The 26,510-nt window shown below is 63.7% G+C and carries 20 protein-coding genes; 11 read left to right on the forward strand and 9 right to left on the reverse strand.

Annotated features, from left to right (window positions below; genetic code table 11):
* Positions 1–50: 50 nt before the first annotated feature.
* Entirely contained in the window at positions 51–2,234 is a 2,184-nt protein-coding gene (locus tag ACWUKX_RS11450; protein ID WP_456006735.1) for a primosomal protein N', read from the reverse strand.
* Positions 2,235–2,325: 91 nt separating this feature from the next.
* Here ACWUKX_RS11450 and fsa point away from each other — a divergent pair, with 91 nt between their 5' ends.
* Positions 2,326–2,979: a fructose-6-phosphate aldolase gene (gene fsa, locus ACWUKX_RS11455; protein ID WP_029349054.1), complete on the forward strand. Its 654-nt coding sequence runs from the start codon at positions 2,326–2,328 to the stop codon at positions 2,977–2,979.
* 107 nt (positions 2,980–3,086) lie between these two features.
* On the opposite strand, the gene lptE is transcribed toward fsa, so the two are convergent.
* Together lptE and leuS are read right to left on the reverse strand one after the other, a co-directional pair.
* Positions 3,087–3,674, reverse strand: a complete 588-nt coding sequence (gene lptE / locus ACWUKX_RS11460; protein ID WP_456006738.1) for an LPS assembly lipoprotein LptE — start codon at positions 3,672–3,674, stop codon at positions 3,087–3,089.
* The gene (leuS, locus tag ACWUKX_RS11465; protein WP_456006741.1) at positions 3,661–6,285 is read right to left on the reverse strand and encodes a leucine--tRNA ligase; all 2,625 of its coding nucleotides are present in this window, start codon (positions 6,283–6,285) and stop codon (positions 3,661–3,663) included. The genes lptE and leuS overlap by 14 nt, the downstream gene beginning before the upstream one ends.
* 145 nt (positions 6,286–6,430) lie before the next feature.
* Here leuS and ACWUKX_RS11470 point away from each other — a divergent pair, with 145 nt between their 5' ends.
* Both ACWUKX_RS11470 and ACWUKX_RS11475 read left to right on the forward strand, forming a co-directional pair.
* Positions 6,431–7,093 (forward strand): YggS family pyridoxal phosphate-dependent enzyme, encoded by a 663-nt coding sequence (locus ACWUKX_RS11470; protein WP_065011178.1) that lies wholly within the window; start codon positions 6,431–6,433, stop codon positions 7,091–7,093.
* A 227-nt stretch (positions 7,094–7,320) separates the two neighbouring features.
* Positions 7,321–8,370, forward strand: a complete 1,050-nt coding sequence (locus ACWUKX_RS11475) for an aldo/keto reductase (protein ID WP_456006744.1) — start codon at positions 7,321–7,323, stop codon at positions 8,368–8,370.
* Positions 8,371–8,441: 71 nt separating this feature from the next.
* Here the strand turns inward: ACWUKX_RS11475 and ACWUKX_RS11480 are convergent, their stop codons facing one another.
* Entirely contained in the window at positions 8,442–9,350 is a 909-nt protein-coding gene (locus ACWUKX_RS11480; protein WP_456006747.1) for a LysR family transcriptional regulator, read from the reverse strand.
* Positions 9,351–9,487: 137 nt separating this feature from the next.
* Here ACWUKX_RS11480 and ACWUKX_RS11485 point away from each other — a divergent pair, with 137 nt between their 5' ends.
* Together ACWUKX_RS11485 and ACWUKX_RS11490 are read left to right on the forward strand one after the other, a co-directional pair.
* On the forward strand, positions 9,488–10,672 hold the full coding sequence (locus tag ACWUKX_RS11485) for an MFS transporter (protein WP_456006749.1): 1,185 nt from the start codon (positions 9,488–9,490) through the stop codon (positions 10,670–10,672).
* A gap of 135 nt (positions 10,673–10,807) precedes the next feature.
* Complete coding sequence (locus ACWUKX_RS11490) at positions 10,808–11,842, forward strand: aldo/keto reductase (RefSeq protein ID WP_456006752.1); 1,035 nt, start codon at positions 10,808–10,810, stop codon at positions 11,840–11,842.
* Between the two features lie 172 nt (positions 11,843–12,014).
* Here ACWUKX_RS11490 and ACWUKX_RS11495 read toward each other — a convergent pair whose 3' ends face one another.
* Positions 12,015–12,287: an usg protein gene (locus ACWUKX_RS11495; RefSeq protein WP_065011174.1), complete on the reverse strand. Its 273-nt coding sequence runs from the start codon at positions 12,285–12,287 to the stop codon at positions 12,015–12,017.
* 305 nt (positions 12,288–12,592) lie between these two features.
* Between ACWUKX_RS11495 and acs the strand changes: the two genes are divergently transcribed.
* Positions 12,593–14,548, forward strand: coding sequence for an acetate--CoA ligase (acs, locus tag ACWUKX_RS11500; protein ID WP_456006754.1), 1,956 nt, complete (start codon positions 12,593–12,595; stop codon positions 14,546–14,548).
* A gap of 59 nt (positions 14,549–14,607) precedes the next feature.
* On the opposite strand, the gene ACWUKX_RS11505 is transcribed toward acs, so the two are convergent.
* From ACWUKX_RS11505 to ACWUKX_RS11515, 3 genes are all read right to left on the reverse strand, one after another.
* Positions 14,608–15,876 carry a class I SAM-dependent methyltransferase gene (locus ACWUKX_RS11505; RefSeq protein WP_456006757.1) on the reverse strand — a complete coding sequence of 423 codons (1,269 nt, stop codon included), beginning with the start codon at positions 15,874–15,876 and terminating at the stop codon, positions 14,608–14,610.
* 558 nt (positions 15,877–16,434) lie between these two features.
* Complete coding sequence (locus ACWUKX_RS11510) at positions 16,435–17,853, reverse strand: pilus assembly protein TadG-related protein (protein WP_456006760.1); 1,419 nt, start codon at positions 17,851–17,853, stop codon at positions 16,435–16,437.
* A gap of 343 nt (positions 17,854–18,196) precedes the next feature.
* Positions 18,197–19,066: a transglutaminase-like domain-containing protein gene (locus ACWUKX_RS11515; RefSeq protein WP_456006762.1), complete on the reverse strand. Its 870-nt coding sequence runs from the start codon at positions 19,064–19,066 to the stop codon at positions 18,197–18,199.
* Between the two features lie 174 nt (positions 19,067–19,240).
* On the opposite strand from ACWUKX_RS11515, the gene ACWUKX_RS11520 reads away from it, so the two are divergent.
* Positions 19,241–19,912, forward strand: a complete 672-nt coding sequence (locus ACWUKX_RS11520) for an HAD-IA family hydrolase (RefSeq protein ID WP_456006765.1) — start codon at positions 19,241–19,243, stop codon at positions 19,910–19,912.
* 21 nt (positions 19,913–19,933) lie between these two features.
* Here ACWUKX_RS11520 and ACWUKX_RS11525 read toward each other — a convergent pair whose 3' ends face one another.
* Entirely contained in the window at positions 19,934–20,173 is a 240-nt protein-coding gene (locus tag ACWUKX_RS11525; RefSeq protein WP_065011324.1) for a DUF1674 domain-containing protein, read from the reverse strand.
* A gap of 108 nt (positions 20,174–20,281) precedes the next feature.
* On the opposite strand from ACWUKX_RS11525, the gene htpX reads away from it, so the two are divergent.
* From htpX to purH, 4 genes are all read left to right on the forward strand, one after another.
* Positions 20,282–21,298 carry a zinc metalloprotease HtpX gene (gene htpX, locus ACWUKX_RS11530; RefSeq protein WP_456006768.1) on the forward strand — a complete coding sequence of 339 codons (1,017 nt, stop codon included), beginning with the start codon at positions 20,282–20,284 and terminating at the stop codon, positions 21,296–21,298.
* Positions 21,289–22,683 carry an RsmB/NOP family class I SAM-dependent RNA methyltransferase gene (locus ACWUKX_RS11535; protein ID WP_456006770.1) on the forward strand — a complete coding sequence of 465 codons (1,395 nt, stop codon included), beginning with the start codon at positions 21,289–21,291 and terminating at the stop codon, positions 22,681–22,683. The genes htpX and ACWUKX_RS11535 overlap by 10 nt, the downstream gene beginning before the upstream one ends.
* 138 nt (positions 22,684–22,821) lie before the next feature.
* Positions 22,822–24,546 carry a heparinase II/III family protein gene (locus tag ACWUKX_RS11540; protein ID WP_456006772.1) on the forward strand — a complete coding sequence of 575 codons (1,725 nt, stop codon included), beginning with the start codon at positions 22,822–22,824 and terminating at the stop codon, positions 24,544–24,546.
* Between the two features lie 231 nt (positions 24,547–24,777).
* Entirely contained in the window at positions 24,778–26,394 is a 1,617-nt protein-coding gene (purH, locus tag ACWUKX_RS11545) for a bifunctional phosphoribosylaminoimidazolecarboxamide formyltransferase/IMP cyclohydrolase (protein WP_456006775.1), read from the forward strand.
* Positions 26,395–26,510 lie beyond the last annotated feature (116 nt).

Consider the following 26,510-nt stretch of genomic DNA (forward strand, 5'->3'; position numbering starts at 1 on the left):
GCGCCAGATGGCGCCGGCGAATTACGGAAAGCCTGTGAGCTGACGGCCTCTCACAAAAAGCTCTGCGGGTCGATGTCGACCTGCACCCGCACCGAGCCCCGTATCTTCGGCCCCTCGGCCAGCATGGTGCGAATGAACCCCTGCATGTCGGCGCGCCGCTCGCCCTGGATCAGCAGGCGAAAGCGATGGCGGCCGCCGATCAGCGACAGCGGCGCCTCGGCCGGGCCGAGCACGAACAGGTCGGAGGCCTGGGGCGTCGCCCTCCGCAGGCCGCGGGCGTGCCCTTCGGCTTCCGCCCGCGTCGCCGCACTGACGATGACGCCGGCGAGCCGGCCGAAGGGCGGCAGCGCCGCCCGCTCGCGCTCGGCAATCTCGCGTTCGTAGAAGGCCTCGGCATCGCCGGAGACGATCGCCCGCATCACCGGATGGTCGGGCTGGAAGGTCTGCAGCAGGCCAAGGCTCTTCTTGCCGGTACGGCCGGCGCGGCCGGTTACCTGGCTGAGCAGCTGGAAGGTGCGCTCGGCGGCACGCGGATCGCCATTGGCCAGGCCAAGATCGGCGTCGACCACGCCGACCAGGGTCATGTTTGGGAAATTGTGGCCCTTGGCGACGAGCTGCGTGCCGATGACGATGTCGGCCTCGCCGTTGGCGATGGCTTCGAGCTCTAACCTCAGCCGCCGCACGCCACCCATCAGGTCGGACGACAAGACGATGGTTCGGGCGTCGGGGAAATGCGCGACGACCTCTTCGGCGATGCGTTCGACCCCCGGCCCGCAGGCGACCAGATGATCAAGCGTGCCGCATTCCGGGCAGGCATCGGGCCGTCGCTCATTGTGTCCGCAATGGTGGCAGACGAGCTGGCCGCGAAAGCGGTGCTCGACCAGCCAGGCCGAGCAGACCGGGCAGCCGAAGCGATGGCCGCAGACCCGGCACAGCGTCAGCGGCGCATAGCCGCGCCGGTTGAGGAACAGCAGCGACTGTTCCTTTTTCTCCAACGTCTGCCGCATATGGCCAAGCAGCACCGGCGACAGGAAACCGCCGCGCGCCGGCGGAGCGCGGCGCATGTCGATCGTCTTCAGGTCGGGAAGCGCCGCCTCGGCGAAGCGCGCCGAAAGCACCGCCCTGCTATAGCGGCCTTGGCTCGCATTGACCCGGCTTTCGACCGACGGCGTGGCCGAGGCGAGCACCACCGGAAAGCCGCCGATATGGCCGCGCACCACCGCCATGTCGCGCGCATTGTAGAAGACGCGGTCTTCCTGCTTGTAGGCCGGGTCGTGCTCCTCGTCGACGACGATCAGCCCGAGTTCCCTGAACGGCAGGAACAGCGCCGAACGCGCGCCGGCAACGACGCGGACGCCACCTTCCGCCACTTGCCGCCAGACGCGCTCGCGCATCCTTGGCGGCAGGTCCGAGTGCCATTCCGCCGGCTTGGCGCCGAACCGTTCCTGGAAGCGCTCGAGGAAGGCATGGGTCAGCGCGATCTCCGGCAGCAGGATCAGCACCTGCATGCCACGGTCGAGCGCCGCCGCAACCGCCTCGAAATAGACCTCCGTCTTGCCCGATCCGGTCACCCCGTCGAGCAGCGTGACGCCGAATGCGCCGGCGGCGACATTGGTGCGCAGCATCTCGGCCGCATCGCTCTGGTCCGGCATCAGCGAAGGCTGGGCGTAATTCGGATCGGGTGCTGCGACCACCGGTCGCGGCGGGATCATAACCGTATCGAACACGCCTTGCGCTTTCAGTCCGTCGATAACGGTCGACGAGACGCCGGCGGCATGCGCCAGACCGGACCGCGTCCAGGCGAGCCCGCCTTCGGCTGTTTCCAGCACGCGCATCCTCGCACCCGTCATCCGGTCGGGTTTGGCGAAGGTGCGTTGCAGCCCTTCGATCCACGGTTCCGGGTCGAAGGCCTCGGGCGCCCGCAGCAGCATGCGAGCCACCATACCGGGCGGCGACAGCGTGTATTGCGCGATCCAGTCGACGAAGCGGCGCATGGCGCGGTCGATCGGCGGGCAGTCGAAGACCTGCTCGATCGGGCGCAGCTTCTTGGCATCGACCTTTTCGACGGCGCCGTCCCAGACGATACCGGCGACCTGGCGCGGACCGAGCGGAACGCGCACGATCGAGCCCGGCACCACGCGCATGCCGGCGGGCACGGCGTAGGTGTAAGGCCGCTCGGCGGGCATCGGCACCAACACCGGTGCGGCCGCGACAAAGGGCGAATCTTCGATCATGAGGCGTGACCTTGCCCCGACTTTGGTCTAGATCAAAGTCCGACCCCAAATGTGCATGACATGCACATGAAAAATTCTTCAGGAGACCGTCATGAAATTTTTTGTCGACACCGCCGATGTCAAGGAAATCCGTGAGCTGAACGATTTGGGGCTGCTCGACGGCGTCACCACCAATCCCTCGCTGATCCTCAAATCCGGCGGCAAGATCGCCGACGTCACCAGAGAGATCTGCGAGATCGTCAAGGGCCCGGTCTCGGCCGAAGTCGTCGCCACCGAATACACGGACATGATGGCGGAGGCCAAGATCCTGGCCAGGATCGCCGATAATGTCTGCATCAAGGTGCCGCTGACGCTCGACGGCCTGAGGGCCTGCAAGGACATCCGGTCGGAGGGCCGCATGGTCAATGTTACGTTGTGCTTCTCGGCCACCCAGGCGCTGCTCGCCGCCAAGGCCGGCGCCTCCTTCATCTCGCCCTTCGTCGGCCGCATCGACGACAGCGGCTGGGACGGCATGGAGCTGATTGCGGATATCCGCACCATCTACGACAACTATGATTTCCAGACCGAGATCCTGACCGCCTCGGTGCGCACGGTGAACCATGTCAAGCAGGCCGCACTGATCGGCGCCGACGTCATCACCGCCCCGCCGGCGACGCTGAAGGCGCTGGTCAAGCACCCGCTGACCGACAAGGGCCTGGAGCAGTTCCTCGCAGACTGGGCCAAGACCGGCCAGAAGATCGGCTGAAATTAAGACGCCGCGTTCCCGTAAAAAGGCCGAGCAATCGGCCTTTTTTGTGCGCGAGCAACTAGACCTCGGCGTAGCCGGAACGCCTCGATCCACGCCGAAAAGTTTTAACCCGCCTCTGTCTTGCCGTGCTTGACCAGATCCTGGGCGATCGACAGGCGCAGCAGGTCCGCTAGTTCGCGCGCCGCGCGGTTTTCGGCGTCGATCCGCGCCCGGTAGGAGGCAAATTCCTGACGGGGCCTGTCGAAGGACGACGCTATCGAGCGCCTGCCGGTCGCGATGGTCTTGCCGGTCTTGGCGTCGGTCAGCACATAATTCGCGGTCAATGTCACCGTGCCCGCTGTCGGCTCGTCGTCATCGGTCGTGACCTGCACGGTCGCAGCGGATTCAACAAGTTCGGTAACGCCGAGATCGAGCGAATAGGCTGGCGACGCCGGCTCGCCCGCGCCCTGGCCAAGCGCGAAGATCAGATTGTTGCGGACCTGCTGGGCGTAGCGGGTGTTGACCGGCTTGACCGAGATGGACCCGAGTTCGGCGGCAGCCCCGACTTGCGAACCGGCCGACAGCGGCGCGCTCGAATAGAGCGGGCGCACCGTGCAGGCCGAAACCAGCGCAACCGAAGCGACCAGGCCATACAGCGCGGTACGGCGCAGCAAATGCGCCACTTCTGTCTTCCTCGGATCAGGCAACGACATTGACGATCCTCTGCGGGACGATGATCACCTTGCGCGGTGCCTTACCTTCGAGCGCTTTCTGCACGAAGTCGAGAGCCAGAACCGCTTTTTCGACGGCACCTTGGTCCGCGTCGCGGGCAATTGTCAAATCGCCGCGTTTCTTGCCGTTGACCTGGACCGGCAGCACGATCTCGCTGTCGACGACAAGCGACGGATCATAGACAGGCCAGGGCCGTTCGGCGACCAGATCGGTGCCGCCGAGCGTCTGCCAGCATTCCTCGGCCAGATGCGGCATGACCGGCGCAATCAGATGCACGAGGATGTCGACGGCTTGCCGGCACGCAGCCTTGAGCGCCGGATCGGCCTTGCCTTCGGCCGCCTCGTTGAGCGGCGTGGTGAGCGCGTTGGCGAGCTCGTAGATGCGGGCGATGGCGCGATTGAAGGCGAGCTTTTCGATATCCTCGCCGACCGATTTCAACGCCTTGTGCGCGGCCTTGGAAACAGTTCCTGCCTCGCCCTCCTTCGCCGCTGCCGGCTGGACTGCAGCGAGCGATTCGGCAGCCGTCGACACCAAGCGCCAGATACGCTGAATGAAGCGGTGCGCGCCGGCAGCACCCTCGTCGGTCCATTCCACGTCACGCTCGGGCGGCGAGTCCGACAGCATGAACCAGCGGGCGGTGTCGGCGCCGTAGCCGTCGGTGATCTCTTCCGGGCTCACCGTGTTCTTCTTCGACTTCGACATTTTTTCGAGCGGGCCGATCACCGCCTCTTCACCGGTGGCGATTTCGAGGGCCCGGCGTTTGCCGTCGACGTCCTCCAGCCGAACCTCGCTGGGCGCAAGCCAGCGGCTGTTGGAGCCACTGCCGACCCGATAGGTCTCGTGCACCACCATACCTTGCGTGAACAGGCCCTTGAATGGCTCGGCCAGATCGACATGTCCGGTCTCGCGCATGGCGCGGGTGAAGAAGCGTGAATAGAGAAGGTGCAAAATGGCGTGCTCGATGCCGCCGATATACTGGTCGACCGGCAGCCATTCGGTAGCTGCCTTGGGATCGGTCGGGTCGTTCGCCCAGGGCGCGGTGAAGCGCGCGAAATACCAGGACGAATCGACGAAGGTGTCCATCGTGTCGGTTTCGCGGCGTGCATCCTTGCCGCATTGCGGGCATTTCACATGCCGCCATGTCGGATGGCGGTCGAGCGGATTGCCCGGCCGGTCAAACTCGATATCGTCAGGCAGCCTGACCGGCAGGTCCGCCTTCGGCACCGGCACCACGCCGCAATCCTCGCAGTGGATCATCGGGATCGGACAGCCCCAGTAGCGCTGGCGCGAAATTCCCCAGTCGCGCAGGCGGAAGTTGACCTTGCGCTCGGCCATCGGCCGATTGCCGATGGTCTTTTGTTCCAGCAGCTTCGCCACCTCGTCGAACGCCTGATCAGGTTTCATGCCGTCGAGAAAGCGCGAATTGATCATCACGCCGTCGCCGACATAGGCCTCGTCGATGATCTGGAAGTTTCCCTGGTTCTCGCCATCCGGCATCACCACCGGAATGACTGGCAGGCCGTATCTGTTAGCGAAGTCGAGGTCGCGCTGGTCACCGGACGGGCAGCCGAAGATGGCGCCGGTGCCGTACTCCATCAGCACGAAATTGGCGACATACACAGGCAGCGTCCACGCCTCGTCGAACGGATGGACGACGCGGATGCCGGTATCGAAACCCCTCTTCTCGGCTGTCTCCAGTGCCGCCACTGAAGTGCCCATATGGCGAACTTCGTCGATGAACTTGGCCAGCGCCGGATTGCTTTCGGCCGCCTTCTTCGCCAGCGGATGATCAGCTGCGACCGCCATGAAGGAGGCGCCGAAGATGGTGTCGGGCCGCGTCGTGTAGACTTCCAGCTCATCTTCGCCGTCGACTGGAGTGGCCAGCGGCCAGCGGATCAGCAGGCCTTCCGAACGGCCGATCCAGTTCGCCTGCATCAGCTTCACTTTTTCCGGCCATTCGTCGAGGCCTTCCAGCGAGTCCAGCAGATCCTGCGCATAATCGGTGATCTTGAAGAACCACTGCGTCAGCTCGCGCTGTTCGACCAGCGCGCCCGAGCGCCAGCCGCGTCCGTCGATGACCTGCTCGTTGGCAAGCACCGTCATGTCCTCCGGATCCCAATTGACCTTAGAGGATTTGCGCGTCACCAGCCGCTTCTCGACGAAATCGAGGAACAGCATCTGCTGGCGGTGGTAGTAGTCGACATCGCAGGTGGCGAATTCGCGTGCCCAGTCGAGCGACAGACCCATGACCTTGAGCTGCTCGCGCATGGCGGCGATGTTCTGGTAGGTCCAGTCCTTGGGATGGACCTTGTTCTGCATCGCCGCGTTCTCGGCCGGCATGCCGAAGGCATCCCAGCCCATCGGGTGCAGCACGTTGAAACCCTTGGCTCGCTTGTAGCGCGCCACCACGTCGCCCATCGTGTAGTTGCGGGTATGGCCGATATGGATGCGCCCCGACGGATAAGGGAACATCTCGAGCACGTAGTATTTTGGGCGCGGGTCGTCGTTGTCAGCCTCGAACAGCTTCTTGGCGTCCCAGGCCTTCTGCCATTTGGGCTCTGATGCGCGCGGATTGTATCGTTCGGTTGCCATCGGATGTTTTTCACTTAAAAAGCAGGCGCGAACGGCCGGACAATGCCCGGCGGCTCAGGAAATGTCGTCGCGGTGTTCACCATGGATTGCCGGACCCGTCAACTGCGGCGATCCGGTAGGATAGAAACTAGGGGCAGATATAGGCATGGCGAGCGCCGTCGAACAGTTTTTCACGGTCAAGGCGAAGATCACCGCCGCCGAGCGCGAGGCCGGACGGCAAGCCGGCGCGGTGACGCTGGTCGCGGTCTCGAAGACCTTCGACGCCGCCGATATCAGCCCGGTCATCGAAGCCGGCCAGCGTATCTTCGGCGAGAACCGCGTCCAGGAAGCACAAGCCAAATGGCCGGCGCTGAAGGAAGCCTTCCCCGACATCGAGCTGCATCTGATCGGTCCACTGCAATCCAATAAGGCGAAGGAAGCCGTCGCGCTGTTCGACGTCATCGAGACGGTCGATCGCGAGAAGATCGCTGCCGAACTCGCCAAGGAAATCGCCAGACAAGGCCGATCACCAAGGCTCTACGTTCAGGTTAACACCGGCTCGGAACCGCAAAAGGCCGGCATCGAACCCCGCGAAGCCGTCGCCTTCGTCACCCGCTGCCGCGACGTCCACGGCCTCGCCATCGAAGGTCTGATGTGCATTCCGCCGGCCGATGAGAATCCCGGTCCGCACTTCGCGCTGCTGGAAAAGCTCAGCACGGAGGCAGGTGTGGAGGAGCTTTCGATGGGTATGTCCGGCGACTACGAAACCGCGATCGCCTTCGGCGCGACAAGCGTCAGGGTTGGATCGGCGATTTTCGGCAGCCGCTAGCAGACATTTCGTCCACGACCTCATTCTGGATACGCGCAACATCGCCGATTTCGACGATACGGGGGTGACGGTCCTCAGTCCTTGGACTATCTGACCTGTTCCCCACTACGCCGGATCGTCGGGTCGCGGAACTTGGTCCAGAACCACTAGGCCGTTACGCCAATAATGGAAACGAACCGTATCGTTCCTATATCGGCCGAGTCATCCAAAACTTCCGGAGCTGCACCATGCGCTATAATCAACTTGGAAACACGGGGATGTTCGTCTCCGAACTTTGCCTCGGCACCATGACCTTCGGCGCCGCAGGCGAAAACGCCCAATGGGGCCTGATCGCCAGCCTCGACCAGAAGGCCGTCGACGAGATCGTCGCCCGCTCGCTCGCCGCCGGCGTCAATTTCTTCGACACGGCGGACGTCTATTCCTTCGGCGCATCGGAACGGCTTCTCGGCCAGTCGCTGAGGAATCTCGGCATCAAGCGGCAGGATGTGGTCATCGCCACCAAAGTCCATGGCGCCATGGGCGACGGCCCGAACCAGCGCGGCTCCTCGCGCGGCCACATCATGGACTCGGTCGAGAGCAGCCTCGAACGGCTGCAGCTCGACCATATCGATCTCTATCAGCTTCACGGCACCGATCCGGTGACGCCGATCGAGGAGACGCTGCGGGCGCTCGATGATCTGGTTGCCAGCGGTAAGGTCCGCTATGTCGGCGTCTCGAACTGGGCGGCCTGGCGCATCGCCAAGGCGCTCGGCATCGCCGAACGCAAGGGCTTCGCCCGTTTTGAGACGGTCCAGTCCTACTATTCGATCGCCGGCCGTGATCTGGAGCGCGAGATCGTTCCGCTGCTCAACGAGGAGAAGCTTGGGCTGATGGTCTGGTCGCCGATGGCGGGTGGTCTGCTCTCCGGCAAACACGGACCCGGTGCCCCCGGCAATGGCGAGGGCCGTCGCGCCAGCTTCAATTTCCCGCCGGTCAATGAAGACCGCGCCTGGGCGGCGGTTGCCGTCATGCGCGAGATCGCCGTCAAGCATGGCGTCAGCGTCGCCACGGTCGCTTTGGGCTATGTGCTGGCCAAACCCTTCGTGATGAGCGTGATCATAGGCGCCAGCCGCATGGAGCAGCTCGAACAGAACCTTGCCGCCACCGAGTTGAAGCTCGACAACGACGATCTTGCTCGTCTCGACGAGGTCAGCGCGCTGCCGGCTGAATATCCGGGCTGGATGCTTGAGCGTCAGGCAGCGGGCCGGCGTCCAGCGCCCTTTGCGCCGAAGAAGTAATTCAATCTGATCTTCGATTTTCGTGAGCCGGCGGCTCCCGATCTTCTTTGGGCTCCCGATCTTCTTTAGGCTCAGGTCAGCCGGACAGTCTCGACCAAATAGTCGAGAAAGGCCCGCACCCGTGCCGGCAAGTGCTTGCCCTGCCCGACATAGACGGCGTGGGTGAGCTCCTCGTCGCCGGGGTTGAAGTCTTCCAGAAGCGGTATCAGCCGCCCGGCGGCGATGTCGGGGTCCACATGCCAGCGCGCCAGCCGGGCGATGCCAGTGCCCGAGAGCGCCATCAGCCGCATCGCCTCGCCGTCACTGACCAGCGCGTTTCCGGTGATCGGGACGACAACCGCCTTGCCGGCCGCGTCGACGAAAGGCCAGCCGTCGACATGGCGCACGAAGCAGAAACCCATCCGGTTGTGATGATCGAGATCGGCCGGCGTTCGGGGTGCGCCGTGCTTCCTCAGGTAAGGTGGCGCGGCGACGACGACCACCCGGCTCTGCCCGAGCTTGCGCGCCACCAAACGTGATTCACCGAGCGGCCCGGCGCGGATGGCGACATCAGCGCGCTCCTCCATCAGGTCGATGACATTGTCGGTCAAAACCAGATCGATGGCGATTTCCGGATAGCGTTCGAGAAACCGCGGCATGAGCGGGATCAGCCGGTGCTGCCCGAACGGCACGTAGCTGTTGACGCGCAGCCGTCCACGCGGGGCAGCACCGGCCGCCGCCTCACGCTCCGCGGCCGCCATGTCAGCCAGGATGCGCGCGCCGCTGTCGAAGAAGGCCGCGCCTTCTGGGGTCAGTTGCAGCTTGCGCGTCGAACGGCTGACCAGCCGCGCGCCAAGACGTGCTTCCAGCCGCGCGATCAGCTTGCTCACCGCCGACGGCGTCATCCGCAACGTGCGAGCGGCGGCCGAAAAGCTCCCCGCCTCAACGACGCGGACGAACACTTCGATCTCGCCTGAGCGATTGATGTCGGGTCTCGCCATTCGTGAATCTATTTCACAGACGATGTGCCTGACGCAAGGCTGGTTCACAGCACATCGCGACACGATCTTCCGGGTCGGGGCGTGGAGGACACGGCGTCCCGTCGTCAAAACTGGCTATCATCGAAGTGGGAACCGCCATGCCTCTTGCTCTTTACGCTCTCGCCGCCGGTGCCTTCGGCATCGGCGTCACCGAATTCGTCATCATGGGCCTGCTGCTCGACGTCAGCACCGATTTCGGCGTCTCGATCTCGGCCGCCGGCCAGTTGATTTCAGGCTATGCGCTGGGCGTCGTCATTGGCGCGCCGTTGCTGACGATCGCCACCAGCCGCTGGCCGCGCAAGACCGTGCTTCTGACGCTGATGGCGATCTTCACGCTGGGCAATCTAGCCTGCGCACTCGCCCCCGACTACTGGACACTGATGGCTGCCCGCGTGCTCACCGCCTTTGCCCACGGCACGTTCTTCGGCGTTGGTTCGGTCGTTGCGACCGGTCTGGTGGCGCCCAACAAGAAGGCTTCGGCGATCGCCCTGATGTTCACCGGCCTGACCATCGCCAACATCCTCGGCGTGCCCTTCGGCACCTGGCTCGGCCAGGCCTTCGGCTGGCGGGCGACCTTCTGGGCGGTAACCCTGGTCGGCATCGTCGCCTTCGCCATCATTCTCCTGCTGGTGCCGCGCAGCCAGGCGGCGCCTGAGAAGAGCGACCTGCGCGGCGATCTCGCTGTGCTCGGCCGCGCGCCGGTCCTGCTTGGCTTCGCCACCACTGTGCTCGGCTATGCCGGCGTCTTCGCCGTCTTCACCTATATCGCCCCCTTGCTGACCGAGATCACCGGTTTTGAGGAAGCAGCCGTGTCGCCGATCCTGCTTGTCTTCGGCGGCGGCCTCATCGCCGGCAATCTCACCGGCGGCAAGGTCGCTGACCGCTGGCGGGTGCCTTCCGTTCTCGGCAGTCTCGTTGTGCTGGCGCTGGTGCTCGGCTCGATGACCTTCGCCCTGCACAGCCAGGCGATGGCCGTCGTCTATGTCGGCCTGCTCGGCGCCGCCGCCTTTGCCACCGTGGCGCCGCTGCAGATGTGGGTGCTGGAAAAGGCTGAAGGCGCCGGCCAGAGCCTCGCCTCGTCCTTCAACATCGCCGCCTTCAACCTCGGCAACGCCGCCGGCGCCTGGCTCGGCGGCGTGGTCATCGCCCATGGCCCCGGCCTCAGCGCCGTGACTTGGGTCGCCGCCCTGCTGCCGCTCTCGGCGTTGGCCGTGGCGGCGCTGGCGCTGCGCCTCGATACTACAGCGCCGCGCGTCCTGTTGGACGCGCAAAGGACGCTGTAGCACGTGATTTTGCGCATGATCCTTGTCCGAAAATCGGTTCCGATTTTCGGGGCCATGCGCAGCTCGGTGCTCGGCGTGCCGGCATCCGCCGGTCGTGACGATCCCAAACAAATCCAAAATACAAGGAGCAAAACCATGGATTATCGACGTCTTGGCGCCTCGGGCCTGAAGGTCCCGGCGCTCTCGTTCGGCGCTGGAACCTTCGGCGGTTCGGGGCCGCTGTTCGGCGCCTGGGGCAATAGCGATGCGACGGAAGCGCGGCGGCTGGTCGACATCTGCCTGGAGGCCGGCGTCAACCTGTTCGACACCGCCGACGTCTATTCGAACGGCGCCTCCGAAGAGGTGCTCGGCGCGGCCATCAAGGGCCGCCGCGATGCCGTGCTGATCTCGACCAAGACCTCGCTGCCGATGGGCGACGGACCCAACGATGCCGGCTCCTCCCGTTCGCGTCTCATCAAAGCCGTCGAGGACGCGCTCAAGCGTCTCGGCACCGATTACATCGACCTGCTGCAACTGCACGCTTTCGACGCCGCAACGCCGATCGAGGAGGTGCTGTCGACGCTGGACAGTCTCGTGCGCGCCGGCAAGCTGCGCTATGTCGGCGTCTCCAACTTTTCCGGCTGGCAAGTGATGAAATCGCTCGGCCTGGCGGACAAGCACGGCTACCCGCGCTACGTTGCCCATCAGGTCTATTACTCGCTGGTCGGGCGCGACTATGAATGGGAGTTGATGCCGCTAGGCCTCGACCAGGGCCTCGCTGCGCTGGTGTGGAGCCCGCTCGGCTGGGGCCGCCTGACCGGCAAGATCCGCCGCGGCGAGCCACTGCCGGAAAAAAGCCGGTTGCACGACACCGCAAGCTTCGGGCCACCTGTCGAGGACGAGCAACTCTACAGGGTCGTCGATGCGCTCGACACCGCCGCCAAGGAAACCGGCAAGACGGTGCCGCAGGTCGCCATCAACTGGTTGCTGCAGCGGCCGACCGTCGCCTCTGTCATTATCGGCGCACGCAACGAGGAACAGCTGCGCCAGAACCTCGGCGCCGTCGGTTGGTCATTGACATCAGACCAGATCAAGAAGCTCGACGCGGCAAGCGCGGTCACCGCACCCTATCCGTATTTCCCCTATCGCCGGCAGGAGGGTTTTGCCCGGCTGAGCCCGGCTGCGGTCTGACCCCGCTCGATATTTCAAACGCCCGGCGACAGGGCATGTTGAGGTTCAGGTTAGGTCGCGCCGAGAATGGTGGCTTCCGAGAACCGGAGCGGAGCGTACTTAAAGTACGTGAGCCCCGGAAGCGCAGGAAGCCGCCATTCGCAGGCCGGCCTCACCTGAATATCGACACGCCCTAATGCAGCACGAACTCGCCGTCGACCTTGTGCCATTCGTTGGGCGCGATCAGCTTCTGGTGAGTATAGCTCACCGAATGCAGCGGGCCATCGAGCTTGGTCTGCCAGAACTCGATGAACCGGATCAGCACCGGAAATTTCGGAGCGATGTCGTAGTCCTGCCAGATGAAGCTCTGCAGCAGATGCGGATGATCGGGAAAATGATAAAGGATCTTGGCCGTGGTCAAGCCATAGCCCTTGAGCATCAGGTCCATTTCGGAATGGTCACGCATCGCGGTCCCCTGGTTGATTCTCCTTTCCTCCCAATTTGAAATTGTGCGCGCTATTTGCTTAATCGTCTATTGATATTTCGTAGTTAGAGGCCAGGTTTACGACGCAAAAACATGCAGTTAGCAGCGATCGTAGTCGAGTGCTGATAGCGGCGAAAACGACGTCTGCGGCATCCCGCCGCGCGAATCCAACGTCTAATGTTGCCGTCACCGCGGAACTGTTAATAATGCGCGCGAATTCGCGGCCGCTGCGCCGCGATGCTGCTCGGCGGGCAAGCTGGCAGTTGGTCTTGGGAGGGAATGGAAAAATGTCCGAGGTTCATGTCCATCGCGTCCAGCCGGCGTGGAAGAAGAACGCGCTGATCGACAATGACACCTATTTGAAATGGTACACCGACAGCGTGAAGAACCCGGATAAATTCTGGGGCAAGCACGGCAAGCGCATCGACTGGTTCAAGCCCTACAGCAAGGTCAAGAACACCTCCTTCGACGGCAAGGTCTCGATCAAATGGTTCGAGGATGGCGAGACCAACGTTTCGTGGAACTGCATCGACCGGCATCTGAAGAAGCGCGGCGATCAGACCGCCATCATTTGGGAAGGCGACAATCCCTACGATGACAGGAAGATCACCTATAACGAGCTCCACGCGCATGTCTGCCGGCTCGCCAATGTGATGAAGAAGCACGGCGTCAAGAAAGGCGACCGCGTCACCATCTACATGCCGATGATCCCGGAAGCCGCCTATGCAATGCTCGCCTGCACGCGCATCGGCGCCATTCATTCGGTGGTCTTTGGCGGCTTTTCGCCGGACGCGCTGGCCGGCCGCATCGACGACTGCAAATCAACCTTCGTCATCACCGCCGACGAAGGCCTGCGCGGCGGCAAGCCCATCCCGTTGAAGGACAATACCGACAAGGCGATTGAGATCGCCGCCAAGGCCGGAACGAAAGTCGAGAAGGTTGTCGTCGTGCGCCGTACCGGCGGCAAGACCGGCTGGGTCGCCGGACGCGACGTCTGGTACCACGACGAGGTCGCGACGGTGAAAGCGGAGTGCAAACCCGAGAAGATGAAGGCCGAGGACCCGCTGTTCATCCTCTATACATCGGGTTCGACCGGCAAACCGAAGGGCGTGCTGCACACCACGGCCGGCTATCTTGTCTATGTCTCGATGACCCACCAATATGTCTTCGACTACCATGACGGCGACATCTACTGGTGCACCGCCGATGTCGGCTGGGTCACCGGCCACAGCTACATCGTCTACGGGCCGCTCGCCAACGGCGCCACCACGCTGATGTTCGAAGGCGTGCCGAATTATCCGTCGCAGTCCCGGTTCTGGGAGGTCATCGACAAGCACAAGGTCAACATCTTCTACACCGCGCCGACGGCGTTGCGGGCGCTGATGGGCGCCGGCGACGCCCATGTCGCCAGGACGTCGCGCAAATCGCTGCGCGTGCTCGGCACGGTCGGCGAGCCGATCAATCCGGAGGCCTGGGAGTGGTATTTCAACGTCGTCGGCAACGGCAAGGTGCCGATCGTCGACACATGGTGGCAGACCGAGACCGGCGGCATCCTGATTACGCCGCTGCCCGGAGCCACCCACCTTAAGGCAGGTTCCGCGACGCGGCCGTTCTTCGGCGTCAAGCCGCAACTGGTCGACGGTGACGGCAAAGTGCTGGAAGGCGTTGCCAGCGGCAACCTCTGCATCGCCGACTCGTGGCCGGGCCAGATGCGCACCGTCTATGGCGACCACGAACGCTTCGAGCTGACTTATTTTTCCACCTACAAGGGCAAATATTTTACCGGCGACGGCTGCCGGCGCGACGCTGATGGCTACTACTGGATCACAGGCCGCGTCGACGACGTCATCAATGTCTCCGGCCACCGCATGGGCACGGCCGAGGTCGAATCAGCACTGGTTTCGCACGAGAAAGTCTCCGAAGCCGCCGTCGTCGGCTATCCGCACGACATCAAGGGCCAGGGCATCTACTGCTACGTCACTTTGATGGCCGGCGAGAAGCCGAGCGAGGAGTTGCGCAAGGAACTCGTCGCCCATGTCCGCAAGGACATCGGCGCCATCGCCACGCCCGACAAGATCCAGTTCGCTCCGGGTCTGCCGAAAACCCGCTCGGGCAAGATCATGCGACGCATCCTGCGCAAGATCGCCGAGGACGATTTTGCCGCGCTCGGCGATACGTCGACGCTGGCCGACCCGGCGGTCGTCGACGACCTCGTCGCCAACCGGCAGAACAAGAGGGGATAAGAAACATCCGATCGACGGTCGGCAGAAACCCAATTGGATGAGATCGGCTCGTCCCCGCGCTACCGATAAAGGTCCGCTCGCGTCGGCGGCAGGCCGCTTGGGCCCCGCGCGCGCTTGGTGACGACGGTCTGAAAAACCTGCGCCGAGGCGCGTTCGAAAGTGATCGAACAGCCGGTGAGATAAAGCAGCCAGAGGCGCGCCTTGGCTTCGCCGACCTCGGCGATCGCTTCGTCGAAGCGTGCGTGGAGGCGCTCGGCCCATAGACGGCAGGTGCGGGCGTAGTGCTCGCGCAAATTCTCGACATCGTAGACGAGGAAGCCGTGCGCTTCGAGATTGCCGAGCGTCATGCCGATCGTGTCGAGCTCACCGCCGGGAAAGATGTATTTGATCAGCGCCTTGAATTCCGGGCCCTTGCGCAAGGTCTTCTTGATGCTGCCCTTGTCGCGCCGGGTGATGGCGTGATGCAGATAGATGCCGCCCGGCTTGAGCAGGCGATGAATGGTCGAGAAATAAGCGGCGTGGTTAGCGAGGCCCAGATGCTCGAACATGCCGATTGACGAGATCTTGTCGAAGGAGCCGGACAGCTCGGCATAGGACTTTATCTCGATGGTGATGCGATCCTCCAGTCCCTCAGCGCGGATGCGCTCGCGGGCGAGCTGGGTCTGGGCTTCCGACAGCGAAACGCCATGGCCGACGACGCCGTAATTTTTCGCGGCATGGATGAGCATGGCACCCCAGCCGCAGCCGATGTCGAGCAGCTTTTCGCCGGGCGTCAGCCGGAGCTTGCGGCAGATATGATCGAGCTTGTCTTTCTGCGCCTGGTCGATGCCATTGGCGAAATCGGTGAAATAGCCGCAGCTATAGACCATGCGTTCGTCGAGGAAGAGCCGGTAGAAGGCGTTCGAAATGTCGTAGTGGTGCTGGATCGCTTGCCTGTTCGACCCGCTGACGAAGGGGTTGCGCCCGGAAAGGTCGGTCCGCGCCGTCATCTGTTTTCTCGAAAACAGCACGGCCGGCAGGTCACGCAGGACCGCGAGCTTGGGCAACGACTTTAGCTTCGTCCTGAGCTTGCCGTGCGAAGGCAGAGCGTAGAAATCGAACAGCGATCCGCCTTCCACGTCGATGGTCTTGGAAATCCACATTTCGATCAGGGTCGAGAGGTTGGGCCGACGCATCACCTGCCAGACGATGTCCTGGTCGTTTATGGTGAGCACGGGTCCTGTGGCGGGCCCGATCCGCTCGCCGGTCCACAGCCTGACCGCGAAACCCGGCTGCAACGTCTCGATAACCGTTCGAACGATCCGTGCGGCTCTCTCGGCTGCCTCCATCCCCGTCCTCCCCTGCTCAGTACGCTGGCGTTCCACGGCGACTTTGCCTGTCCGATCGGACAGTCGCAAGCCGCCAGCGACAAGCTCGCACGGCATTTTCACCATGGCGCCTTGCCATTTGCGGATCGACACCCCATCATGAGGGCGTGTTCAACAAATCGAAAGGAGGTGATCCGATGTCGAGTGATTTCGTTTTCCAGAACGTGGCCTCAGCGGATTGCACTTTCGGGAAGCAGTCTTCCCGTTAAGGCGCGAGATGCGCGGCTGGCGACGCCTGGAGCGCCGCGCGCCCTTTGGACGCGCAAAGGACGCTCCAGCACCTTAAGGTAACGTCGCCGCCATGAGCCGCGCCATGGACGGAAACACGGAAGGCCGCCGGCTTCGCAAGAAGCGGCGGCCTTTTCCGTTCCTGCAATTCCTGTTCTGTAATCGCGCGTCCGACTCGCTGTGGGCACGTTGGAGGCGCGTGCGCCTACTTGGACGCACAAAGTACGCATCAAACTTTGAATCTGTGCATCGCGCTTTGCGAAAATCCAATCCGATTTTCGAGCCGATGCGTCAGCGCTTGATGGTAAGCTTCTCGATGTTCCGGGTGATCTCGTCGAATGCGGCGGTCAACTCCGCCCCCGTGGCAGCCTCGTAGTAATGCTTCAGCGAAGACGTGTCTGCCGTGGAGCAATTCTTGAGCACGCTCTTTGCCTGGTCCCTCTCGTTCACCGTCATGGTCGGATCGTTCAGGGCAAAGCCGATCGTGAATATCTCGATCCCATCGCGCTTCATGTTGTCGCAGATGGCTTCGGCGTTATTTCGTGCGGTCTGGCCCTGACCCTGTGAGGTGGGCTCACCGCGCCCCTTGGCAAAAGCTGTATTGAACTGGCCATCGGTCATCAGAATGGCGATCTTGGCCACCTTCCTTCTGTCGAAATTGGCGGGACCGACACCCTGACCGGCTTCGGCTATGGCTGAGCGCCACGACGGCGACAGCATGTAGTAGCCCCATTGCGCGGCGATGCCGCCGGCCGTAACGCCTGCCGCCTTGAAGCCTGCGATCGTGCCGAGCAGCTTTGTCTCGTCGGCTGTCAGTGCAACGAGTGCCGCGGACGGACACGTCCCCATCCGATAGTCGCGGTTTACCTTAGCCAGATACCGCCTGCCATTGTTATCCAATCGCTCCGTGTAAGGCCCATCGGGTGAGTAATCGGCATAGCCGTCCTTGTCCTTGCGTTCGGTGGCGCATTTGTCCGGCGCGGGGGTGGCCGATACTTGAACCGGCGCATCGATGGGCGGCGGCACCTTTGGTCCATATCTCGTCTCGACGAAGACCGTGCTGGCCAATCCGCCGGTGTTGACCGCTTCGGCGTACGGAACGATGGCTACGCGTATACGCGGATCGCTGTTGGCGCGGTTCCATTTAAGCAGATCCTTCACGGCCTTCGAAGCCGCAACCTGCAGGTCGCCAATTTTGTTTGTCTTGGTGTACCAGTTGGCGGCCATCGATCCGGTCACGTCGAGCATCATCGCCACCTCGATCGTCTTGTCCGAATAGAGCGCTGTCGTCGATGCAGCGACACGTTGCATGTCGCCCATGCCGAAAATTGGAAAATAAAGGCCGACATTGACATGGACGTCCGCCTGAACCGTCTTGGCGATTTTGTCGACGGCCAATTGGTCGAGGACGATCTGGTCGGCGTTCAGGATGCCCGCTCGGCTGTTGGCATCGAGAAACGCTTGCACCGACTTGTTGGCATCGGCCTCCTTGATGACGCCGGTCGTCAGGTCGCGTGCTGTCGAGGTCACCGCCGCATCGACCACGCCTTGCAGGCTCGACCTGGCGTTGTAGAGCTGGGAAACGTTGACGGCAAAGCCGACACCGAGCGCAAGAACCGACGCGACCATGCCGAGCAGAACCGCGAGGTTTCCGCTTCGATCTCTGGCAAAGCCGCCGATCGCGTGAACAAGACCCCCAAAATGCCGCATGCTTCCGCCTCCATTCGCCACGACCTCAAAGCCGTGTGAAGGCGCATTGCAGGATTCCGGCCGGAATGGCGCCGCCAAGGGACCAACGCCAGCGGCTCATTGTCAAACCGTTGTTTCTGCTTGGTTTCGAAATGCGGCAAGATGAACAATCGGTAAACGAAAAGGCGCTGCGGCAGTTTCGTTTACGAAGCGCTTACCATGATCCTGACGTGTGCCGTGGAGCACAAGAACGCGATCCCGATCCGGCACAGAGGTTCTGTGCCGAAGCGGATCAGGCGCATCAGATCCGTAGGACAGTCCGGATTATCGCAATAAGGGGCGCATGCCGTTCGCGCTTGCGCTTTTATGCCAGCATCTGCGCGCTGGCGGTCCTGTCGACGCCGCGATGGGGCGGATTGAACAGGTTGCTTTCCTGCTCGTAGGTCCAGACCTTGAACAGGCTGAGCCGGTGCGGGCCGAAACTGTGCAGCAGCGGCACGTCCGTCGCGTCGCGGCCGCGCGCGATGACGACGCGGCCGATCCTCGGCATGTTGTGGCGGGGATCGAACGTGTACCACTTGCCGTCGAGGAACACTTCCAGCCACGCCGAAAAATCCATCGGTGCCGGGTCGACCGGTACGCCGATGTCGCCGAGATAGCCGTTCACGTAGCGGGCGGGGATGTTCATGCAGCGGCAGAGCGTGATCGCCAGATGAGCGAAGTCGCGGCAGACGCCGACGCGCTCTTCATGCGCCTGCGCCGCGGTGCGGGTCGGGCGCGCATAGCCGTAACCGAACGACAGGCGGTTGTGGACATAGTCGACGATCGCCTGCACCCGCGCCCAGCCGGATGGAACATGCCCGAAAACCTGCCAGGCCAGATCGCTGAGATGATCGGTTTCGCAATAGCGACTGCCGAGCAGATAGCACAGCACGTCGTCGGGCAACTCCGCCACCGGCACTTCCCTGGCCAACGGGTTGACCTCGTCGGTCTCGCCGCTGTCCTCGACGACGGCGTCGTAAAGAATGCGAAAGCCGCCGCCCGGCGCCGTAACGCGGCGGCAGGTGTTACCATAGAGATCGTGATAGAGCCGGGTTGGGACGGAAGGCGAGGTCAGCACGCGCGTCTGCCGCTTGATATCGGCTTGGCGCTCCTTGTGGATCTCGAGCAGCGAAATCACCGGGGTGGCTTCAGCACAGTCGATGGCAATTTCGTAGCCGAGCCGAATCAGCATCGCGGTTCCCCGTTTTTGAGCATCGTGGAAGACAGTTCGGTCAACGCGAGACGGATCGCCGTGGTTCCCTCGTATTGTCGAAAAGGCGATCTCGCGCCTTCCCACGCAGCCGACGCCACGTTACGGTCGTCGACAGGCTTTTGGTCCCTCCAAAACAATCTCCCAGGATAGCAGATGTTCGCAGGCAAGAAATTCGCAGCCTTCCTGTTCGACATGGACGGCACGGTGGTCAATTCGATTGCCGCGGCAGAAAGGGTCTGGGCAGATTGGGCACGCCGGCAAGGTCTCGACGTTGCCGCATTCCTGCCGACGATCCACGGCGTGCGGGCGATCGAGACCATCGCTCGGCTGGCGCTTCCAGGCGTCGATCCAATGCGCGAGGCCGATGCGCTTCTGCAGGCCGAGGCGGCCGATATCGACGGCATCCTTCCGATTGCCGGCGCCGCGGCGTTTCTGGCGTCGCTGCCGCCCGAGCGCTGGGCCATCGTCACTTCCGCGCCGCGCGAGCTGGCTCTCCTTCGCATCGCGGCCGCAGGCATCCCGCTTCCCGCCACACTTGTCGCGGCCGAGGACGTTTCCCACGGCAAACCGGCTCCCGATTGCTTCCGGCTGGCGGCCGAGCGGCTGGGCGTCGATGCGCGCGACTGTCTCGTTTTCGAAGATGCGCCCGCCGGTATATCGGCGGCCGAGGCCGCAGGTGCTGCGGTCGTGGTGATCAGCGCCACGCACCAGCATCCGTTGCAAACGCCGCATGCTGCGATCGCCGGTTATGACGCGATCGGCATTGCTGTCGACGACCGCGGCTGGATCGCCATTGAGCCGGAGCGCGCCGCCGAGGTCTGCTGACCCTCCGGTATCCTGTCGTGCCTAAAAATCGCTGGTCAGGCCCTTGACCTCCCAGTCACCATAGCGGCCCGGTTCCTTGCCGCCACGGCCGCCGATCTCCTTCGGCACCGCGGCTTCCTGCTGGCGATAGCGTTCGCGCCGTGCTTCCGCCTCCGCCAAAGCGCGGCGGGCTGCCGGCGTCAGCGTCTTTTGCGGCGCGCCGTAACCGGGATCGGCGTTTGTATTGCTGGCTTCGCCTGTTTTACTGGTTTCGTCGATCATGCGATTTTCCCGGCGGATTGAAACAGGGTGACACGTTTCCCATCATATAACGATGAGCCGACAAGGATCGACCATTTTTCCGCAGCGCCGGCAGAAACGGAGCAAACAATGAACACACTTCGCACTGCTATGCTTTTGGCAGCGATGACGGCGCTGTTCATGGGCGTCGGCTATCTGATCGGCGGGTCGGGCGGCATGGTGATCGCCTTGCTGATTGCCGCCGCTATGAACCTGTTCAGCTATTGGAACGCCGACAAGATGGTGCTGTCGATGAACCGCGCTGTCGAGGTCGACGAAAGGAACGCGCCGGAATATTACGCCATCGTGCAGAGCCTCGCCAGACAGGCCGGCCTGCCGATGCCGAAAACCTATCTGATCGACAACCCGCAGCCCAACGCTTTCGCCACCGGTCGCAACCCGCAGAATGCCGCGGTCGCCGCCACCACCGGACTGTTGCAGCAACTGTCGCATGAGGAGGTCGCGGCTGTCATGGCGCACGAGCTCGCCCATGTGCAGCACCGCGACACGCTGACCATGACGGTTGTCGCAACGCTTGCCGGCGCGATCTCGATGCTCGGCAATTTCGCCTTCTTTTTCGGCGGCAACCGCGACAACAACAATTCCTTTGGCATTATTGGCGTGCTGGTGGCGATGATCGTGGCGCCCTTTGCCGCGATGATCGTGCAGATGGCGGTCAGCCGCACCCGCGAATACGAGGCCGACCGGCGCGGCGCCGAGATCTGTGGACAGCCGCTTTGGCTTGCCTCGGCCCTTGACAAGATCGCCCGCGGCGCCGAACGCATCCGCAACCCGGATGCCGAGCGCAATCCGGCGACCGCCCACCTCTTCATCATCAATCCTCTTTCCGGCGAGCGCATGGACAGCCTGTTTTCCACCCACCCGAGCACCGACAACCGCATCGCGGCCTTGCAGGCGATGGCGCGGGATATGGCATCCGCCCCCGCTCAGCGGCAGGCCCCGATGCCGCGGCAGGCGGACGTGCAGCGCCCGTCGGGCCCGTGGGAGAAGGCAGCCGAGCAGCCTGAGCAGTCGACTGAACCGGCCAGGCCGAAATCCAATCCCTGGGGCCGCAATCCGACCGGACCCAAGGGTCCGTGGTCGTGAGCCAAGCGAAACGCCGGCACCGAATTTCAGGCGATCATGAAAACAATGCAGCGAGCCCCGACGAGCCCGTCGCTGGTCTCGCCGCGCGCAAGGCGGCGGCACGGCTGCTTGCCGCCGTCATCGATGCGAGGACGCCGCTAGACGGACTGACCGACCATGAGAACGGCCATCCGCAATACAAGGCGCTCGACCTGCGCGATCGAGCGCTGGTGCGCGCCATACTGGTTACTGCGCTGCGCTTCCGCATGACCATATCAGGGTTGCTGGCCCGTCGCCTGGAAAAGCCGCTGCCGCCCAACGCCACCGCGCTTTCGCACATTCTGCATGTAGCAGCGGCACAGATCCTGTTCCTCGACATTCCCGACAGCGCCGCCGTCGACCTTGCCGTGACCCACGCCAAATCCGATCCGCGCACAGTGCGCTTCTCCGGTCTCGTCAACGGCGTGCTGCGCACGCTGGCGCGGTCCAAGCAGGCCGAGTTGGCTGCAGCGCTTGCCGCCACCGACGAAGCGCCGAAGTGGTTTTCCGACCGGCTGAAAGCCGCCTATGGCGTCGACAAGGCCAGGCAAATTCTCGCCGCTCATCGGCACGAGGCACCAGTCGACTTCACCATCAAGTCCGACCCCGCGCTGTGGGCCGAGCGGCTCGGCGGCATCGTGCTGCCGACCGGCACGGTGCGAGTGGAAAAGCTCAGCGCCTCCGTCACCGAACTTCCCGGCTTCGAAGACGGTGCCTGGTGGGTTCAGGATGCCGCCGCCAGCCTTCCGGCCCGGCTCTTCGGCGACATCAAGGGTTTGCGCGTCGCCGACCTCTGCGCCGCCCCCGGCGGCAAGACCGCTCAGCTCATTCTCGGCGGCGCCAATGTAACCGCCGTCGATACCTCGAAGAACCGGTTGGCGCGGCTATCGCAGAATCTCGAACGGCTTGGTCTGTCCGCAGAGATCGTCCAGGCCGATCTGCTCAAATATGAGCCGGAACAACTGTTCGACGCCGTTCTCCTCGATGCACCGTGCTCTTCGACCGGCACGGTGCGGCGGCATCCCGACGTGCCCTGGACGAAGACAGCGGCCGACATCGAAAAACTCGCCGATCTGCAGCGAAGGCTGCTCGCTCGAGCCGTCACCCTGGTCAGGCCCGGCGGCCGCATCGTCTTTTCCAACTGTTCGCTCGACCCGCTCGAAGGCGAGGCGCTTTACCGCGCGTTCCTCGCCGGGACGGCGGACATCGTCGACGATCCGCTCCGCCCGGGCGAGATCGCCGGCATCGATCCGTTCCTGACGCCGCAAGGCACGCTGCGCACCACGCCCGCCGATCTGGAGCTCGGGTCACCGGAACGGTCCGGCCTGGACGGCTTCTTCGCCGCCCGCTTTCGCAGAGCCGGCTAATGCTGAGGATTTGTCGAGTATTTTAGGAAGAATCCTGCGGAAAACAGGCTGAACGCCAAGGCCTCCATGGAATTCGCCTTCGCATAAGTTCTTGAAGCATATAACTTGTCTTCGGGTTGAGGGGTATGAGGAGGGCTTTTGGCGATCGCTGCCAGCAGCACGACGCGTCTATGGACGCTTGTCGCGAAGGAGTTCTGGCGCAAGACGCGCCGGCGCCTGCGTGCCGGGCCGCTCCATCGCTGGCGCTACTCCGGCCGCACGCCGGAACGGGTGTTGATCGCTCCGCCGGACCTGCGCCTGGCCGACCCGCAGATCGCGCTCGAGATCTATTATGGCCGCTATCCGCTGTCGGGGCATCTGGTCGAGACCGGCGGCAAGTCGCCCTTCCAGATTGCCGTGCCCAATCCCGGCTGGCAAAAGGCGCTGCACGGTTTTCGCTGGCTGCGCCATATGCGCGCCGCCGGCACCGAGCTTGCCGCAGCCAATGCCCGCGCGCTGGTCTCCGACTGGATCACTATCCATGGCAGCAACATTTCCGGTGTCGCCTGGGAGCCGGGCACGACGGCCAAGCGCGTCATTGCCTGGCTGCAGCATTCCTCGGTGGTGCTGCAGGGCGCTGAATTTCCCTTCTACCGCGCCTTCCTGAAATCGCTGGCCATGCAGATCCGCTATCTCAGGGCGATGGCACGCGAAATGCCGGACGGCAAGGACAGGCTGCGCGCCCGCATCGCGCTTGCCTTCGCCGCTCTGTCACTGCCGGCACCGCCATCGGCGCTGCGCGGTGCGACACGCAACCTCGCCGAGGAGCTCGACCGTCAGATTCTGCCGGACGGCGGCCATATTTCCCGCAATCCGATGGCCGTTCTTGAAACCCTCGCCGATCTTCTGCCGCTGCGCCAGACCTATGCCAATCAAGCCGAAACGCCGCCGGCGGCGCTGATGGGCGCCATCGATCGCATGCTGCCGGCGCTGCGTTTCTTTCGCCACCAGGACGGCAGCCTCGCCCGCTTCAACGGCATGGGCGCGACCATCCATGACCGCATCGCCACCATTCTGCGCCACGACGACACCGCCGGCGCGCCGTTGCTGCACGCGCCGCATTCGGGCTACGAGCGCCTCTCCATGGGCGGCGTCACCGTGATCGCCGATACCGGCCCGCCGCCGCCTATCGATGTTTCCAACGCGGCGCACGCCGGATGCCTGGCCTTCGAGCTGTCTTCCGGCCGCCGCCACTATGTCGTCAACGCCGGCGTCGACACCTATGGCGCCGCCGAATTCCGGCCGCTTGCCCGCGCCACGGCCGCCCATTCGACCGCCACCATCAACGACACCTCGTCGGCGCGTTTCAGCCACTCGCTGCGCGTCAACGACCTGCTCGGCATGCCGTTGATCGGCGGCCCGCAGCATGTGCTTTGCAAGCGCACCGATCAGCAAGGCAGCCAGGGTTTTCTCGCTCGCCACGACGGCTATGTCGCGCGCTTCGGCTTCCTGCATGAGCGCGAACTGAAATTGTCGACGAACGGCAATGTGCTCGCCGGCAGGGATCGCCTTCTGCGGCCGGGCAATGCTGCGATCCGCAACAACGGCCGCGATTTCGTCACCGTACGCTTCCACATCCATCCCGACATAGGCCTGCTCCAGGACGAGCATGGCCGCCTGGTGCTGACCGCCGAACAGGCCGACACATGGGTGTTCACCTGCACCGAGGTAGCCCCCGAGGTCGAGGAATCGATTTATTTCGCCGGTCTTGGCGGCCCGCGCCGCAGCCGGCAGGTCGTGCTGGCCTTCAAGGCATCGGAGGTTTCCGAAGTCCATTGGCAACTGACGCGAACGGCCATCGCCGGTCATCCGGCAAAAAGCTGAGACTGCAGGTGGCAGCGGCGAATGGTCCAGGCCTGGAGCAAAGGATGCTGTAACGCATCGGCCCGAAAACCGGAATCGATTTTCGGAAAGTACGATGCGTAGGCCGAAAAATGTTAGAGCGTACTCTGTGCGTCCAAGTGGACGCACGTCGCTCTAACGGCTTGATTTCCGGTCGCCATGTGCTACGGCGCGCGGACACTTTCCCAACCAGCCGTGAAAGGCCGCCAGCCCATGGCCGTCGCCGCCAAGAACATTCCCGCGCCCGACCTCGTTCCCGTTCGCCGCGCGCTGCTTTCCGTCTTCGACAAGACCGGGCTCATCGATTTCGCCAGGGCGCTGGCCGCGGCCGGCGTCGAGCTGGTCTCCACCGGCGGCACGGCAAAGGCGATCGCCGAGGCAGGCATGGCCGTCCGCGACGTCTCCGACCTTACCGGCTTTCCAGAGATCATGGACGGCCGCGTCAAGACGCTGCATCCGTCCGTGCATGGCGCGCTGCTCGGCGTGCGCGACGATCCCGAACACGCCGCGGCGATGCGCGATCATGGCATCGAGCCGATCGATCTCGTCGTCTCCAATCTCTACCCTTTCGAGGATGTCCGCCGCTCCGGCGCCGCTTACGCCTCGATCGTCGAGAACATCGACATAGGCGGCCCGGCGATGATCCGCGCCTCGGCCAAGAACCACGCCTATGTCGCCATCGTCACCGATCCCGAGGACTATGCCTCGGTGCTCAACGCACTGGAGATGAATTTCGGCTCGCTCTCGCTGGATTTCCGCAAGAAGCTGGCGGCCAAGGCCTTCGCCCGCACCGCCACCTATGATGCGGCGATTTCCGGCTGGTTCGCCGAAGCGCTGGAGATCGAGCATCCCACCTGGCGCGTCTTCGGCGGCAGGCTGGACCAGGTGATGCGCTACGGCGAGAACCCGCACCAGAGCGCCGGCTTCTACGTCGACGGCGACAAGCGGCCGGGCGTCGCGACTGCGCGCCAGCTTCAGGGCAAGCAGCTTTCCTACAACAACATCAACGACACCGACGCCGCCTTCGAACTGGTCGGCGAGTTCGATCCGGCCCGCTCCGCCGCCGTCGCCATCATCAAACATGCCAACCCGTGCGGCGTCGCCGAAGGCGCCTCGCTGAAGGCGGCCTACGCCAAGGCGCTGGCCTGCGATCCGGTGTCGGCCTTTGGCGGCATTGTCGCGATGAACCGGACCCTCGATGCCGAGGCCGCCGAAGAGATCGTCAAAACCTTCACCGAGGTCATTATCGCGCCAGGCGCCTCGGAAGAAGCAATCGGCATCGTCGCCGCCAAGAAAAATCTGCGTTTGCTTGTCACCGGCGGCCTGCCCGATCCGCGCGCGGCCGGCACCACCGTGAAATCCGTTTCCGGCGGATTGCTCGTCCAGGGCCGTGACAATGCGGTGGTTGACGACCTCGACCTGAAAGTGGTGACCAGGCGCGCGCCGACGCCGGCCGAAATGGCCGATCTCAAATTCGCCTTCCGCATCGCCAAGCACGTCAAGTCGAACGCCATCGTCTATGTCAGAGACGGTGCCACCGTCGGCATCGGCGCCGGCCAGATGAGCCGGGTCGATTCCTCACGCATCGCCGCGCGCAAGGCGCTCGACGCGGTCGAGGCTGCCGGTCTGGCCGAGCCGCTGACCAAAAATTCTGTCGTCGCCTCGGATGCCTTTTTCCCGTTTGCCGACGGGCTGCTGTCTGCGATCGAAGCCGGCGCTACCGCCGTCATCCAGCCGGGTGGCTCGATGCGCGACGACGATGTCATCGCCGCCGCCGACGCCCACGGCATCGCTATGGTGTTTACCGGCGTGAGGCATTTCAGGCATTGAGCGCCTCTTCCCTTCTCCCCCTGTGGGGCTGTTGCACAGTTGCGAGCGAAATCTGGCGGCGGCGAGATTGCAGCGGTTGTTCGCTTGTTTGCGGGGGATTTGGCGTCTTGTTTGGG

The sequence above is a fragment of the Mesorhizobium sp. f-mel genome, assembly GCF_053850215.1.

What these genes read in the sequence shown, in the direction of transcription:
- ACWUKX_RS11450 (WP_456006735.1), bottom strand. Translation starts at nt 2,234, where the DNA reads ATGATCGAAGATTCGCCCTTTGTCGCGGCCGCACCGGTGTTGGTGCCG.
- fsa (WP_029349054.1), top strand. Translation starts at nt 2,326, where the DNA reads ATGAAATTTTTTGTCGACACCGCCGATGTCAAGGAAATCCGTGAGCTG.
- lptE (WP_456006738.1), bottom strand. Translation starts at nt 3,674, where the DNA reads ATGTCGTTGCCTGATCCGAGGAAGACAGAAGTGGCGCATTTGCTGCGC.
- leuS (WP_456006741.1), bottom strand. Translation starts at nt 6,285, where the DNA reads ATGGCAACCGAACGATACAATCCGCGCGCATCAGAGCCCAAATGGCAG.
- ACWUKX_RS11470 (WP_065011178.1), top strand. Translation starts at nt 6,431, where the DNA reads ATGGCGAGCGCCGTCGAACAGTTTTTCACGGTCAAGGCGAAGATCACC.
- ACWUKX_RS11475 (WP_456006744.1), top strand. Translation starts at nt 7,321, where the DNA reads ATGCGCTATAATCAACTTGGAAACACGGGGATGTTCGTCTCCGAACTT.
- ACWUKX_RS11480 (WP_456006747.1), bottom strand. Translation starts at nt 9,350, where the DNA reads ATGGCGAGACCCGACATCAATCGCTCAGGCGAGATCGAAGTGTTCGTC.
- ACWUKX_RS11485 (WP_456006749.1), top strand. Translation starts at nt 9,488, where the DNA reads ATGCCTCTTGCTCTTTACGCTCTCGCCGCCGGTGCCTTCGGCATCGGC.
- ACWUKX_RS11490 (WP_456006752.1), top strand. Translation starts at nt 10,808, where the DNA reads ATGGATTATCGACGTCTTGGCGCCTCGGGCCTGAAGGTCCCGGCGCTC.
- ACWUKX_RS11495 (WP_065011174.1), bottom strand. Translation starts at nt 12,287, where the DNA reads ATGCGTGACCATTCCGAAATGGACCTGATGCTCAAGGGCTATGGCTTG.
- acs (WP_456006754.1), top strand. Translation starts at nt 12,593, where the DNA reads ATGTCCGAGGTTCATGTCCATCGCGTCCAGCCGGCGTGGAAGAAGAAC.
- ACWUKX_RS11505 (WP_456006757.1), bottom strand. Translation starts at nt 15,876, where the DNA reads ATGGAGGCAGCCGAGAGAGCCGCACGGATCGTTCGAACGGTTATCGAG.
- ACWUKX_RS11510 (WP_456006760.1), bottom strand. Translation starts at nt 17,853, where the DNA reads ATGCGGCATTTTGGGGGTCTTGTTCACGCGATCGGCGGCTTTGCCAGA.
- ACWUKX_RS11515 (WP_456006762.1), bottom strand. Translation starts at nt 19,066, where the DNA reads ATGCTGATTCGGCTCGGCTACGAAATTGCCATCGACTGTGCTGAAGCC.
- ACWUKX_RS11520 (WP_456006765.1), top strand. Translation starts at nt 19,241, where the DNA reads ATGTTCGCAGGCAAGAAATTCGCAGCCTTCCTGTTCGACATGGACGGC.
- ACWUKX_RS11525 (WP_065011324.1), bottom strand. Translation starts at nt 20,173, where the DNA reads ATGATCGACGAAACCAGTAAAACAGGCGAAGCCAGCAATACAAACGCC.
- htpX (WP_456006768.1), top strand. Translation starts at nt 20,282, where the DNA reads ATGAACACACTTCGCACTGCTATGCTTTTGGCAGCGATGACGGCGCTG.
- purH (WP_456006775.1), top strand. Translation starts at nt 24,778, where the DNA reads ATGGCCGTCGCCGCCAAGAACATTCCCGCGCCCGACCTCGTTCCCGTT.